At 31.0% G+C, this 14,739-nt stretch carries 8 protein-coding genes and 1 tRNA gene; 4 read left to right on the forward strand and 5 right to left on the reverse strand.

What is annotated here, in order from left to right:
• Positions 1-3 precede the first annotated feature (3 nt).
• Positions 4-3,009, reverse strand: a complete 3,006-nt coding sequence (locus DAD81_RS16590; RefSeq protein WP_111709428.1) for a SusC/RagA family TonB-linked outer membrane protein — start codon at positions 3,007-3,009, stop codon at positions 4-6.
• Between the two features lie 138 nt (positions 3,010-3,147).
• Positions 3,148-3,897, reverse strand: coding sequence for a DeoR/GlpR family DNA-binding transcription regulator (locus tag DAD81_RS16595; RefSeq protein WP_111709429.1), 750 nt, complete (start codon positions 3,895-3,897; stop codon positions 3,148-3,150).
• A 243-nt stretch (positions 3,898-4,140) separates the two neighbouring features.
• Between DAD81_RS16595 and nagB the strand changes: the two genes are divergently transcribed.
• The 4 genes from nagB to DAD81_RS16615 all read left to right on the forward strand — a co-directional run bounded on the left by nagB (position 4,141) and on the right by DAD81_RS16615 (position 8,218).
• Positions 4,141-6,078, forward strand: a complete 1,938-nt coding sequence (gene nagB / locus DAD81_RS16600) for a glucosamine-6-phosphate deaminase (protein WP_111709430.1) — start codon at positions 4,141-4,143, stop codon at positions 6,076-6,078.
• 213 nt (positions 6,079-6,291) lie between these two features.
• Complete coding sequence (locus tag DAD81_RS16605) at positions 6,292-7,398, forward strand: acyltransferase family protein (RefSeq protein WP_111709431.1); 1,107 nt, start codon at positions 6,292-6,294, stop codon at positions 7,396-7,398.
• Between the two features lie 53 nt (positions 7,399-7,451).
• A tRNA-Val gene (locus tag DAD81_RS16610) sits at positions 7,452-7,529 on the forward strand.
• 362 nt (positions 7,530-7,891) lie between these two features.
• Complete coding sequence (locus DAD81_RS16615; RefSeq protein ID WP_111709432.1) at positions 7,892-8,218, forward strand: YegP family protein; 327 nt, start codon at positions 7,892-7,894, stop codon at positions 8,216-8,218.
• 132 nt (positions 8,219-8,350) lie between these two features.
• On the opposite strand, the gene DAD81_RS16620 is transcribed toward DAD81_RS16615, so the two are convergent.
• From DAD81_RS16620 to DAD81_RS16630, 3 genes are all read right to left on the reverse strand, one after another.
• On the reverse strand, positions 8,351-11,659 hold the full coding sequence (locus tag DAD81_RS16620; RefSeq protein WP_111709433.1) for an alpha-amylase family glycosyl hydrolase: 3,309 nt from the start codon (positions 11,657-11,659) through the stop codon (positions 8,351-8,353).
• A 130-nt stretch (positions 11,660-11,789) separates the two neighbouring features.
• Positions 11,790-13,172, reverse strand: a complete 1,383-nt coding sequence (locus DAD81_RS16625) for a SusE domain-containing protein (RefSeq protein ID WP_111709434.1) — start codon at positions 13,170-13,172, stop codon at positions 11,790-11,792.
• A gap of 17 nt (positions 13,173-13,189) precedes the next feature.
• Complete coding sequence (locus tag DAD81_RS16630) at positions 13,190-14,734, reverse strand: RagB/SusD family nutrient uptake outer membrane protein (RefSeq protein WP_111709435.1); 1,545 nt, start codon at positions 14,732-14,734, stop codon at positions 13,190-13,192.
• Positions 14,735-14,739: the final 5 nt, after the last annotated feature.

Here is a 14,739-nt window from a genome sequence, read left to right on the forward strand (position 1 = left end):
CACTTAAAATGTAGCTGTTACACCAAATTTAATTACACTTGGTATTGGAACAAGTCCCATAATACCTCCTCTAGCTCCATTACTTTGTCCATCCATGTTTACTTCAGGGTCATAACCCGAGAAATTATCAATAGAGAATAAATTACGGCCAGTTATGGTGAATTTTACGCTGTTAACTCCTTTTATAGGATCTTTTAATAAATAGGCCGTTGAAATTTCTCTAAGTTTAATGTAAGAACCATCTTCAATATAAGCTTCAGCAATACCAAATTTGGCGGCACCAGTTCCTCTTACACTCTCACCGCTTAATTCGCTAGCGCTAGCTGGTCCGCCTCCAAAACGATAGAACATTCGCGTATCCCAGCTTAAAACATCTACTCCTTGCACAGCATCAAACTGTAATCTAAAAGAAAAGTTTTTGTAATTAATTTCATTTGTTAAAGAGGCTATAAAGTCAGGATTTGGGTCTCCAATTACTTTACTTAAGGATGATCCTGTAGGTTGACCAGACGCATCTCTTTCAGAAATAGGATTTCCATTTGTGTCATAAGATCCTTTATCTCTTTGAGGAAGTCCTCCAGGAGTTAAAAGTAAACTGCCATCAGTATTTCTTGCGTAAAAACCTTGATAAAATACACCTAAAGGTTCACCATTCTTAGCAACTGAAAATCCGAAATTTCCAATTCCAAATTGTTCACCTTCAATATCATTTACTTCATTTTTATTTGAAGAGTACGTTCCAGTAATTGACCAGCTAAAATCGTTTGTTTGGATTGGCATTGCTGTAATTAACGCCTCAAATCCTTTATTAGACATTGTTCCTATATTTTCTACTCTTGAACCAAAACCAGTTGAAGGAGATAATGTTCTTGCCAATAAAAGATCTTCAATATCTTGTTTATAATAGGTAAGTTCTATACCTACTTTATTATTAAAAAGTCCCATATCTATCCCAAACTCTAATTCAGTTTGTCTTTCTGGTTTTAAATCAGCGTTACCTAGTCTTGTAGGGGCTATTAAACCTGAAGTTCCATCAATGCTTATAGCGGAATAGTTAGACAATCTATCAAAAGGCCCAATAGCTGTAAGATTCCCTGCTTGACCCCAAGCAGCTCTAATCTTAAAGCTGTTAATTGAATTTCCAAAACTATTTTCCCAAAAATCTTCTTCAGAAACTAAATATGACATACTTGTTTTTGGATAGAATTGATTTCTTTCATCTTTACCAAATACTGAAGAACCATCTAACCTAATTGCTCCTGTAAGAAAAAGCTTGTCACTTAAACCAAATGTTTGTTGTAAAAAACCACCCCAAAATGTTCTTTCACTTCTGCTTTCGTCTGTAGAGATAGAGGCTGCTCCATCAGTAGTTTTTACTCCTAATGCAAGTCCTGTTCCAGAAATAGTACGTAGTAATGTTTTATCTGATTGCCAAGAAAACCCAGCTGTTGTTGTAGATTCTATGTTATCGTTTAAGTCTTTATTTAAAGATGCATTTAAATCGCTATTTAATTGTTTTGTGCTAATAGTTGTTGTTGCAGCTTTACCTAAAGCAACAGTGTTAGTTCCAATTGGAATATAAGAATTACCTATAGATTCAGAATTGTCATAACCAAGAGTGTAATTTATTTTGAGTCCATCAGTAGGTTTTAAATTAAGTTGAAAATCACTAATAGTTCTATTGTTTTCTTGCGTAAAATCGAAAGTTTCAATGTATTCCAAAATGTTAGGATAGAAAGTCATATTTGGATAATTACCTTCTGCATCTGGATTAGGATCTATTTTATTGTTTGTAAATAGTATAGTTGGTAAAACTCCAGCGGTATAACCACCATTAGGTTGATCGTTACTTTTACTTGTAGAAAAATAGGTTCCAAAAGAAGCGGATGCCCAATCATTTAATACTTGGTTAATTCTAATTCTACCACCTTGCCTTCCGTAATTGGTACTTTTAAGAATTCCATCATTTTTTAAATATGAAAATGAACCGAAATAATTGGTATTTTCTTTTCCTCCGGACATGGAAACGTAGTTGTCTGTTCCAATAGAGTTTTGAAATACCATATCCTGATAGTCATATCTTGTTGCTGGTACTTTATCAAGATTGGTTATATCACTTGAAGCCCATTCAAAAGGTTCTTGGTTATAATCTATTTTCTTTCTTAATGAATTGAAGTTTACGCTACTAGAAACTGTAATTACGGGCTCTCCAGATTGACCTTTCTTTGTGAAAATCTGCACAACTCCATTACTTGCTCTTGAACCATAAATTGCAGCTGCAGCAGCACCTTTTATAACTTCAATTCTATCAATATCTTGTGGGCTAATATCAGACATTCTATTTTGAGTAACTCCTTGAGTGCCTAAAACATTAGTGGAGTTGTTATTTACAATTACTCCATCAATAATGTATAATGGGTCTGAGCTTCCGTTAACAGTACTTGCACTTCTTAATCGAACGCTAATACCACCTGCAGGATCACCTGAATTTTGAGTTACTTGAATTCCTGCTAATTTCCCCGAGAGCCCAGCTGTAATATCTACAGATCCAGATTCAGAAATTGCCAAACCTTTAACGCTAGAAATAGTATTACCTAATTGTTTTTTTGCAGTTAATGCTCCTGCACCAGTAATCACAATTTCATCTAAACCTAGAATATCTAGCTTCATAATAATATTATTTATTACTTCAGGTTTTGCTCCTAAAATAATTTTCACTTCTTTGGTTGTTAATCCCATTGATCTAAAAACAAGTGAGTAATTACCTGGTTTTAAGTTAGCTGTTAGATTGTAATTTCCATCAAAATCAGTTGTTGCACCTATATTAGCGTTTTTAATTTGTAGACTAACGCCAGGGGCTGGTGCACCTATATTATCTGTTACATTACCTTTTAATGTATAAGAGGTCGTTTGCGCTTGTACGCTAAGCCCCAGTATCATAAGCGTAAATAGGCAGCTCATAAATCGAAATCTCTTTGTAAAAGAGAAGTTTTCATTTGTTTTGTTCATAAAAATGGATTTAAAATAATAATATATAACCCAAAAATAGCATTAATTTTTATAATACGTTAACAAATGGTTAAAAAAACGCAAAATAAATCATTTAAAACTGCATAAAACAGCATTTAAATTATGTTTTGTAAGTATTTACAGAATTGTAACTCCATTTTCTTTAAATGAATTAAATATTTGATCAGTAGGATTGAGGTCTGTTATTATTGTGTTTATCCTATTTATAGGAGTAACAGGATACCTTTTTATTTCGTTAATTTTATTATTTGTACACAAAACTATTACTTTGTCACTAGCTTCAATCATACATTTTTTTATGTGCGAAACCTCCCAGTTGGGTTCTGTCATTCCGTTTTTAACATTAATACCACCAGTTCCCATAAAGCATAAATCTGCTCTTAATTGTGAAATTGAAGAAACTACGTCAAGTCCAACAGTAACTTGTGCAGGTTTATTTAATTTTCCTCCAATAAATATTATTTCTAAAGAAGAGTGTGCGGTTAATTGAATTGCAATTGGTAAGCTATAAGTGTAGATAGTTGCGTTAATATCAGACGGAATTATTTTTGCTAGTTGTAAGTTAGTGGTACTTCCACTCATTATTATAACTTGTCCGTCTTTAATTAAGTCTACCGCTTTTTTAGCAATAATATTTTTTTCTTTTAAGTTGTAGTTGCTTCTTTCTTCGTAAGAGGGTGCTAATGTGTCTTTTAGGAGTGCTCCTCCATGTACTTTTTTTATTAGGTCTTTTGCAGAAAGTTCATTAAGATCTCTTCTTATAGTGTCTTCAGAAACATTTAACTCATTACTTAAATCAGATGATAATACCTTTCTGTTTAATTTTATTTTATCTAATATGTGGAGGTGTCTTTCTTCTTTTAGCATATCACAAACTTTATTTAATGCAATTATAATTACAAATATGCGATTTATTTTGGTTATAAATTAATAGTATAGCTAATTAATTAACGTGTCTTAGCCGTTTTATAGTTGTTTTTGAGCATATAAAAAGCATTTATAGTCGTTAAATAAAGTAAAAAGCGCATAAAACAGAATAAAAATGCATTTTATTGTTTTGATTTAAGGGTTTTATTGTAATTTTGTTGTTTTAAACTCAAAACTCAAAAGATGGAAATTAAATCAATAGGAAATTTAAAAAGTATTAGATATGAAGAGGCAGGGAAGTTTGAGGAGACTAGATTTGAAAAAATTCATAATGTATTAGTTCCAAATTCAAGAGAGGGGTCAATAAGAGTGGCAAAAGAAATTTATGAGTTAATTATTGATAAGCAATTAAACAATGAAGAATGTGTTTTAGGTTTAGCTACAGGGTCCTCTCCAATAAAAGTTTATGAAGAATTGGTGAGAATGCATAAAGAAGAAGGATTAAGTTTTGTAAATGTTGTTACTTTTAATTTAGATGAATATTATCCTATGACAAAAGGTAACATTCAGAGTTATTATTACTTTATGCATGAGCATTTATTTAATCATGTAGATATATTACCTGAAAATATACATATACCTGACGGAACTGTATCTAATGATGAATTACATGAGTATTGTATAGATTATGAGAAGGCAATAGAAGAAAAAGGGGGGATTGATTTACAATTATTAGGAATTGGAAGAACTGGGCATATTGGTTTTAATGAACCAGGTTCTCATTATAATTCTGAAACAAGAAGTATTATTTTAGATTATATAACAAAAGTAGATGCTGCACCTTCATTTTTGGGTATTGATAATGTACCTAGAAAAGCTATTACTATGGGGATTAGAACTGTAAGAAAAGCTAAAAGAATTATTTTAATGGCTTGGGGACAGAACAAAGCTTCAATAATTAAAAAAACTATTGAAGAAGATATTTCTTCAAAAGTGCCTGCTTCATATTTACAACAACATAATAACACAACATTTATTTTAGATATTGAAGCAGCTTCAGATTTAACAAGAATTAATACTCCTTGGTTGGTGGGACCTTGTGTTTGGGATGAAAAACTAATTAATAAAGCTATTATTTGGTTATGTGAGAAAACGGGTAAATCAATATTAAAATTGATTGATGAGGATTATAATGATAACGGCATGTCTAGTTTATTAGCAGATAAAGGCTCATCTTATGATTTAAATATTAAAATGTTTAATAAAGTGCAGCATACAATTACTGGTTGGCCAGGAGGTAAGCCTAATGCAGATGATACCTCAAGACCCGAAAGAGCAACTCCAGCGGTAAAGAGGGTGTTAATTTTTAGTCCCCATCCAGATGATGATGTTATTTCAATGGGAGGAACTTTTGATAGGTTAGTGGAGCAGGGTCATGAGGTTCATGTAGCTTATCAAACATCAGGAAATATTGCTGTATCTAATTATGAAGCTCTTAAGTTTGTAGAAGTTACAAAAAGTATGAGCGCCAAAAATGATATGGATTTAATTAATAAAATAGTTAATGATATTAAATCTGAAAAAGAAAATGAAGTTGATAGTTTTGAGGTTAGGAGATTGAAAGGTATTATTCGTCAGTGTGAATCTTTAGGAGCCACTAGATATTTAGGTGTTTCAGATAGTAATGTCCATTTTTTAAATTTGCCTTTTTATGAAACAGGAAGTATTAAAAAGAATCCACTTGGAGAAGAAGATGTTAAAATAATGTGTAATATTATTAAAGAAATTAAGCCACATCAAATTTATGCTGCGGGAGATTTAGCAGATCCACATGGAACACATAAAGTGAGTTTAGATGCATTGTTTGAAGCTTTGAAAATATTAAAACCAGAACCATTTATGAATGACTGTTGGCTATGGTTATATAGAGGGGCATGGCAAGAGTGGGATATTAATGAAATAGATATGGCGGTTCCAATGAGTCCAGATCAGGTATTAAAAAAGAGAAAAGCTATATTTTTTCATCAATCACAAAAAGATGGTGTAATGTTTCAGGGAAGTGATATTAGAGAGTTTTGGATGCGTGCTGAAGATAGAAATACCAAAACAGCTCAAAAATATAATGAATTAGGATTAGCAGATTATGAAGCTATGGAAGCATTTGTAAGATGGTATTTCTAATCATTAAAAAAACATAACATTAATTTTTTTTGTGGCTATGGTTCTTTAAATATCTTTTTTTTTAATAAAATTGTATGCAGAAAAGGAATGTCACTGCTTCAGGTTTTTGTGTTTTATTACCCTATATTAATTATTTTATATTACACTTTTGAAAGCCATGAACTAGGTTTGAAAAAGGAATAATTAACAATCAATTAAAATTTAGTAAATGCAATGATGACTGCTAAAAGATTGATGTCACTAGATGTTTTAAGAGGTTTAACAATAGCCTTAATGATTATGGTTAATAACCCCGGAAGTTGGAGTTATGTATATTCACCTTTACGGCATTCTAAATGGCATGGTTGTACACCTACTGATTTAATTTTTCCTTTTTTTTTATTTATTGTTGGAGTCTCTATGTGGTACTCCTTTAAAAAGTATGGAGAAGGGGTAACAAGAAAGGCATTGTTAAAAGTATTGAAAAGATTTTTAGTAATCTTTTTGTTAGGTCTTTTTTTAAATGCATTTCCTAAATTTAATTTTGAAAATTTACGATTTTTCGGAGTTCTTCAGCGTATCTCAATTGCTTATGCGGTAGGAGCTCTTTTTTGCATGCGATTTAATTATAAGCAATTATTAATTGTGTGTACTTTAATATTAATAGGTTATTGGGGGATACTTTCTTTTTGGGGCTCAGGAGATGTTTATAGTTTAACTTCTAATGCCGCAGGGAAATTAGATTTACTTCTGTTTAGTGAAAATCATATTTACAAAGGGTTTGGAATTCCTTTTGATCCAGAAGGTTTGTTGTCTGCAATTCCCTCAGTAGTTACAGTAATATTAGGTTATCTTTCAGGTAGGTTAATTAATGTATCTGAAAACGTAATAGAGGCAGTTAAAAAACTAATAGGCTATGGGATGTTAATTACCGTTTTTGGTTGGTTTTGGGGGTATGTTTTTCCAATAAATAAACCTTTATGGACAAGTTCTTATGTTTTATATGCAGGTGGTTTGGCAATGCTGTTTTTAGCTTTATTATTATGGGTTATAGATGTAAAAGGAATTAAAAAATGGACAAAACCGTTTATTCATTTTGGGACAAACCCATTATTTATTTTTGTGTTTTCTGGAATTTATGTTAGGGTGATTATATATTTAGTGAAAAGTACAAATTCTGAAGGAGAAACGGAGACTGGTTATGAATATTTATATAACCATTTATTTGTTCCAATTGCAGGGAATATGAATGGTTCACTATTATTTGCTATTTCACATATTATTGTATTTTGGTTACTAACCTATATTTTATATATGAATAAAATATTTATTAAAATATAAAGTAAAAAAAACTTTGTAGAAATAAAAATAGATTATATATTTGCATCCGCTTAGGGCAATTAGCTCAGTTGGTTCAGAGCACCTCGTTTACACCGAGGGGGTCGGGGGTTCGAATCCCTCATTGCCCACCAAAGTAAATCCTACTAGAAATAGTAGGATTTTTTTATTTAAAATAATTTACAAAAGTATGACACTTGTCATATGTTTATAGAGTAACTTAAGTTACATTTGTAATGTAGATTTAATTATCTACATTCTTTTTCATAGCAATTTTACCCTCTTAGCATCTTGCTTAAGAGGGTTTTTTATTTATATAATGCTTTTTAAAATTTAAAAGCTTTTTTAAGGTGTTTATGAATGTATCCTAAAAATATTTTTTTTATAAAAATCTAATTTTTAGTTTTTTACAAATAGTCAGTCTTTTTTTTTCCTCTAAAAATGTGACTTTTTTTGAAGTTAGTGTCAAAAATTTTAAATAATAATTGAATATAATATGGCGAAATTTGAAATTTTTAAAGATAAAAAAGAGGAATTTAGATTTAGATTAAAGGCTGGAAATGGGCAAATAATTTTGGTTAGTGAAGGTTATAAAATAAAAGCAAGTTGTTTAAATGGGATTGAATCTGTACGAGAAAATTCTCAAGATGATTCAAAATTCGAAAAGTTGATTGCAAAAAATGGAAAGCCACATTTTAATTTGAAAGCATCGAACGGGCAGGTTATTGGAGTGAGTGAAATATATTCATCAATGATAACTATGAATAATGGAATTAATTCTATTAAAAAGAATGCTGTAAAGGCTATAATTGTAGAAGTTTAAAAAAGGATTTATTATTATAATTAAAAAAACCACAGACAAATTATTAATTTGATGTGGTTTTTTTGTTGAAAACAGATAAAGTTTTTAATTAATTATTGTTTTAGTAATTCTTTAATACATTTATTTTTAAAGTTATTGTTTTACAATTTTAAAAGAGATTGGCTCTTCTAAATAAACTTTAGCGATATATATTCCTGTTGGATTATTTTCTAAATTAAGTTGAACTTTTCCAGACAAAACAGGGTAGGTTTTAGATGAAATTAATTGAGATTGAATATTGTAAATTTCAATGTTTACTTTTTTCTCTGCAGTTGGTAATGCTATTTCAAAAGCTCCTTGTGTAGGATTTGGATACCCAATTATTTCTTCAGTTAATTTTATCATTTTAGAATAAACTCCTTCGCAGGTAACTGCTGATTTAACTGAAACAACATCACCATTTTTAACTGAAACAGAAAATTCTGGTGCATAGGTGTTTAAAACGGATTTGTTATTAACAAACACATTAAAAGGTGCTGTTCCATTAGTAATTTCTATTGAAGCAGTTTTGGAACTAATGTTAGTTTTTCCTGAAATTACTGTACCTTCTTCAATGGTAACCGAATAACATTGGCTAAAAGTTGTGCCCACTACTTCAATACAGAAATCGTAAGTTTCGGGTGCTAAATCTTCAACAGAAAGTGCTGTGTTATTAGTTAAATTGTATTTTTGGTTGTCTATTGTAACAGTATAATTATAAGACTCTTCTGCTGAAATAATTATTTGTCCATTATTTTTATCTGGACAAGTTTCGCCAATAGCTTCAATAGTAAAATTATTTGCAGCTAAAGAAAAAGATGTACATCCAGTTGAGTTTACTTCTTGCCCTAAAGGTGTATTTGGACATAAATCTTCGGTGTCAGGAACGCCATCTCCATCGCTATCATCGGCAGAAGTTCCACCACGAGGATCTAATACTTTTTTAGAAGTATACATTTTATATTCTCCAGGATTTAAAGTAATAGATTGTGTTGTATTTGATACATCATTTTCTTCTCCTGTAAAATACTCATACCAAGTTCCTGTTTTTGTAAAATTGGTTGCAATTGATTTACTAGTAATGTCAAAATTACCAATAATAACAACATCCATTGAGGCGTGTTTTAAAACAATTGATTTGGATAAACCACTTACATTTAAAGTAAAATTTGAAGTGTTAAATACTTCAGGATATTGTTTTTTAAAGGCAATCATGGTTGCCCAAGTTGTATAAATATGATTTCTGTTTACATCACTTTTATATTCCCATTTAATTGGTTTTCTAAATAATCTACAATCATCACTAATAGTTGTTCCATCATCGCAAGTATTTATGGAATAATCGTAACCTAATTCTCCAAATTGCCAAATCATTTTAGGTCCAGGAATTGTAAAAAAGAACATTCCAGCAGTTTCTTCTCTAGATAAAGCTGTAGTTATATCTGTTACATTATATTCGGAATTATTATTTCCATATTGTAAATTTTTATACATTAATCTTTCTTCATCATGGCTTTCCATATACCCAACAACATTAGGGTTGTTCCAACCTCTTTCTTTATATGAAATCCAAGAAATATCAGAATCTGAACTATATCCCATTGTGTTTTGGTTGTAGCTAGAATTCATATTTCCCCATAGCATTATACCGTAATTAGCTAATTCTGTTTCTTCGGAATTATCTGCTAAATGTTCAAAAATAACATAAGGTTTGTTTGTTGGGTTGTTGCTCCAAACATGGTCTGCATAATTTTTTAATATTTCAATTCTTGATGCATCATAATCACTTCCCCAACTAGATGTTCCGTAGGGCGTATTTGAAAAACCTTTTGTAAAATCGAATCTAAAACCATCAATTTTATATTCGTTCATCCAATAATCTAAAACATTGTTAAAAAAAGAAGTAGTATATGTGGATTCATGATTAAAATCGTAGCCCCATTGTGCACTAGGGTTTAAAAAATTACTTTTTTCATTGTACCACGGATTGTCTGCTGAAGGTCTGTTATTAAGATCATCCCAATACATTTGAGCTAAAGGAGATTGACTATAAGAATGATTAAAAACAACATCTGCTAAAACTGCAATTCCACGTTCATGACAAGCATCTACAAATGTTTTAAAATTATTTTTTGTACCATAAGCTTTATCCAATGCCATATATAAAGCAGGGTTATATCCCCAGCTATCAGCACCTTCAAATTCATTTATAGGCATAAGTTCAATGGCATTTACACCTAAAGTTTCTAAATAATCTAAATGAGTTAAGGCTTCTGTAAAAGAATCATTTTCAGTAAAATCTCTTATAAAAAGTTCATAAATAATTAAATTATCCTGTGCTGGTTTTACAAAATTGTTAATATTCCAATTATAGGATGTTTCGTTTATTTTAAATGTTGAAACATAACCTGTTGTTAGGCCTTCAGGATATACTTTTAGATTTGGATAATTCCCAGTTTTAATATATTGGTCTGTCCAAGGATCTAATATTTTTTCAGAATAAGGATCGGCAACTTTAATAGTATAATCTATTAAATATTGGTAGGCATATTCTGTGTTTGTATCTAAATTGTTAAGAGTAATCCAGAAGTATTCACCATCTTTATAAAGTTGGTAGTTTTCATTAATAGTCCAATTGTTAAAATCGCCAATTAATAAAACATCGTTTTTATTTGGAGCTAAAAGTACAAATGTAAATGTACCGTCTCCGTTATTATTAAATCCATTTGTTACACCAGTTGGCATTGGTTGGTTTTGAGTTGGATTTTTTACATAAATGGAAGTTTCAGTTTCCTTAGTTTCACTTCCAGAAGTTACTGTAGCTTTTATTAAATACGTACCTATTGAGGAAAGTATTATAGATTTTGATATACTATTTGTGTTTGAAGCAGTTTGTTGTAATTCTCCGTTCACAAAAAGTTCTAAATCAGCATTTATTGAAGATTCTGCTGAAATAGTTATAGTTGAGTTTAAATTGAATGCACTTCCATTGGATGGTTCTGTAAAAGTGATATTTAAACCTTCTTCGTACAAAGGAACAAATATGTCTGAAGTTTGTTGAGAGCCATTAGAAGATCTGAAAACAAAATTTAATTTTGTAATTACTTCAGAAGTAGCAACTCCATAAAAAGAATATAAATTGGGTGTTATTACAAGCTCATACTGGTTGGTTGAAGTACGGGTTAATTTTACTTTAGGAGTGTTTACACTCCATTCAGCAATTACATTTTGCCATTGTTCTCCATTTACGGTTATGCCCGTATGTGCATATACATCTCCGGTGTAACCATCTAAACCTGTACCTGTTGCGTCAAACTTTATTGTAATTTCGCTTGTAGCAGTTGGAAGTGCAGGAACAGTACTAACTTGAGCAAAAGTAAGTATTGGTAAAAAAACGAGTAATATGTATAATAGTTTTTTCATTTTTTTATTTATTAAATGATTACTAAATGCAATGAACCGGAAACATAAAAGGAACCGGTTCACAGCAATAATTAATGTGATAAAAGGCTGTTATTAGTAACAGCCTTTTTATTTACTATAAATATTTATTTTATTGGTTTATTGAATAAGTTCCATTATTAATATCTAGTACTATTCTAGCACTTCCACCAGTAGAAACTATATTATCACCTCCAGCATCTAAAGTACCATCAGCACCAGTATCACCAAAATCTGAATCCCAAGCTTCGTTTAAACGGAATTTAATTTCACCATCAATAAGGTTTATAATATCTCCAACCCATAAACCAGGATTTACTTCTGTTAAACTAAAATCAGGTGTAGCACCCCAGTCATTATAACCAGAACCGATAACTCCCCATATGTCTGATTCAACAATAGTGTATTCATTATTATTGAAGTCTAATGTAACAGTATAAAAACCATTAGTAGAAACTATATTATCACCTCCAGCATCTAAAGTACCATCAGCACCAGAATCACCAAAATCTGTATCCCAAGCATTATTAAATCGGAATTTAATTTCTCCATCAATTAGTTTAACACCTACTTTAAAAGTATCGGTTGTGTAATCGTAGTAGAACTTAGCATCTGGTGTTGCTCCCCAATCATTATATCCAGACCCTACAATTCCCCAAGAAAATGGCTCAATACTGTAAGCTAGCGTGCTTGTGTTAAAAGTAACTTTATAGTTACCTGCAGTTACAGCAATATTATCACCTCCAGCATCTAAAACGCCATCAACACCTGTATCACCATAATCATTAGTCCATTCGTTGTTTTCTCTGAATTTTATTTCACCATCAAATAATGTTGCATAAGCTACTAAAACATCTGAATCGCTTGTTGTATAAAAAGGAGCATCAGCATAAGCACCCCAGTTATTATAACCAGAACCTACAATACCCCAAGTTGAAACTTCAATACCGCTTCCTTCTCCAGTTAAACTATCTTCAATTAATGAAATGTTAAGGTTGAAAATTTCTGATGTCTTATTAATTGCATCTGCACCAGCTCCAGAACCTACATAGGCATTAATTCTAAAATAGATTGTTCCATTATTATTTGGTTCTCCATCATCTCCAATTGTAGAAGGATCTGTATCTAATAATAGAGCATCTTGCGCCATTGTTAATAAGTCACTTACTTTTATAGCGTAGTTTGTAGCTACTAATTCACCTGAATGAAAATCTACTGAGTTAAAAGTCTCAGAAACAGAAGCTTCAACTTCATAATTTATTTCAGTTTGAACACCAAAATTTGGAGCATTCCAAACAAATCGTTCGGCAATATTATCTTTAGTTTCTTTTGAAAGTAAATATTGTTCAGATAACGAATTTAATAGAGTTACTTCTTCCGATGACGGTTGAAGCGTAAATTCAGGTACTAAATCATCATTGTCACAAGATGTAACTAGTAATGATGTTATTGCAAAGACAAAAAATGATGCAAAATTGATTAATTTATTTTTCATGATATATTTTTTTAGTATTAATAACCAGGGTTTTGTTCTAAATTAGGATTTGCTTCTAAAGCTGTTAAAGGAATTGGAAATAATTTATAAGTTGAAGGAATTGAAGCACCGTTTAGAGTGTTACCTTTCCAAGGCCATAAATAACTTCCACCTGTAAATTTCCCAAATCTAATTAAGTCAGATCTTCTGTGACCTTCTAAATTTAATTCTCTTCCTCTTTCAATTAATAAGAAATTTAAATTTAAATCTGAAGAATTAATTGTACTGGCGTTAGCTCTTGTTCTTACCTTGTTTACGTAATTTAAAGCAGTTCCCATATCAGTTCCTGCAGCTCCTCTTACAGCGCATTCAGCATACATTAAATAAGCGTCAGCCAATCTAAATAATGGAAAATCTGTACTTGAGAATGCACTTGCAACTGATGTTCCTGAAAAGTTTGAATTTCTAAATTTTATTGAAGGATATCCATCAGTCCATTTTTTATAATCGGCCATTTCATAAGCGTGTCCTTCAGTCCAAAATAATTTAGCTCTATCGTCTGTTGCATCTGCACCAACTTTATTAAATAAACCGTACCAGGCTTTAGAAGATCTGTGACCTCCCCAACCGTCAGTTGCTCCAAAATTATTAATAGGCATTGTTTCTGTACTTAAACTTCCATTAATAATGTAAGTTGTGTTACCATAACTTTGGCTAATATCTGCATCGGCTATTAAAGGAAAAATAATTTCTGTTGAAGAATAATTATCTCCTGAAAAATTGCTTACAAAATCATTTGAAAGAGAGTAACCACCTTCATCTATAACTTTTGAAATATAAGTTGCAGCGTCATCATATCTTGGTGTTCCAGTGTAAACTTCAGCATTTATATATAATTTAGCTAAAAGCATTCTTCCAACACTTTTATTTGCTCTACCATAATCATTAGTAGTTGGCAATTCATTTTCTATTGCTAATAATTCTGATTCTACATAATTAAAAAGTTCTAATCTAGAAGATTCAGGAAGCGGAGAGGAAGTACCTATGTTTTCTTCGGTAGCTAATACACCTTTTCCAAAGCAATCTATTTGATAATAATATGCTAAAGAACGTAAAAATCTAACTTCAGCAGAAACTTCTGTTTTACCTTCAAAATCAACATTATTTAAAACTTGCATTAAATTGTTTGTTTGAGGAATGGTATAATAAATTCTATTGTACATATATCTAAAGAATTTATTGTTTTCATCCCAATTAGATGTAGTGGTTAATTGGTCTAAACCATCATCACCCCATCTGTTTTTCATTGCATCTGCTGTAAAATCTTGTAAATTTACAATCCCTCTTAAAAATGGAGATTCACCAGCATCATCACTTATATCTGAGCTTTCTGGTCCATCAGGTCCAGATAAAGCAAATGAAGCGTACAATCTAGAAGTAATTCCTTCAATTGCGTTAGGGTCTTTAGCCAACAATTCATCTAAGGTTAGCTCAACAACTGGTTCAGTATCTAAATCATTAAGACAACTTTGAACCGATAAGGCACCTACAAATAGTAGGCATAAATAAAATATTTTTTTCATAATTT

This window comes from Lutibacter citreus (assembly GCF_003260195.1).
GTDB classification, from domain to species: domain Bacteria; phylum Bacteroidota; class Bacteroidia; order Flavobacteriales; family Flavobacteriaceae; genus Lutibacter; species Lutibacter citreus.

Excerpts from the sequence above, each read along its gene's own strand:
- nagB (WP_111709430.1), top strand. The coding sequence starts at position 4,141 with ATGGAAATTAAATCAATAGGAAATTTAAAAAGTATTAGATATGAAGAG.
- DAD81_RS16590 (WP_111709428.1), bottom strand. The coding sequence starts at position 3,009 with ATGAACAAAACAAATGAAAACTTCTCTTTTACAAAGAGATTTCGATTT.
- DAD81_RS16595 (WP_111709429.1), bottom strand. The coding sequence starts at position 3,897 with ATGCTAAAAGAAGAAAGACACCTCCACATATTAGATAAAATAAAATTA.
- DAD81_RS16615 (WP_111709432.1), top strand. The coding sequence starts at position 7,892 with ATGGCGAAATTTGAAATTTTTAAAGATAAAAAAGAGGAATTTAGATTT.
- DAD81_RS16630 (WP_111709435.1), bottom strand. The coding sequence starts at position 14,734 with ATGAAAAAAATATTTTATTTATGCCTACTATTTGTAGGTGCCTTATCG.
- DAD81_RS16625 (WP_111709434.1), bottom strand. The coding sequence starts at position 13,172 with ATGAAAAATAAATTAATCAATTTTGCATCATTTTTTGTCTTTGCAATA.
- DAD81_RS16620 (WP_111709433.1), bottom strand. The coding sequence starts at position 11,659 with ATGAAAAAACTATTATACATATTACTCGTTTTTTTACCAATACTTACT.
- DAD81_RS16605 (WP_111709431.1), top strand. The coding sequence starts at position 6,292 with ATGATGACTGCTAAAAGATTGATGTCACTAGATGTTTTAAGAGGTTTA.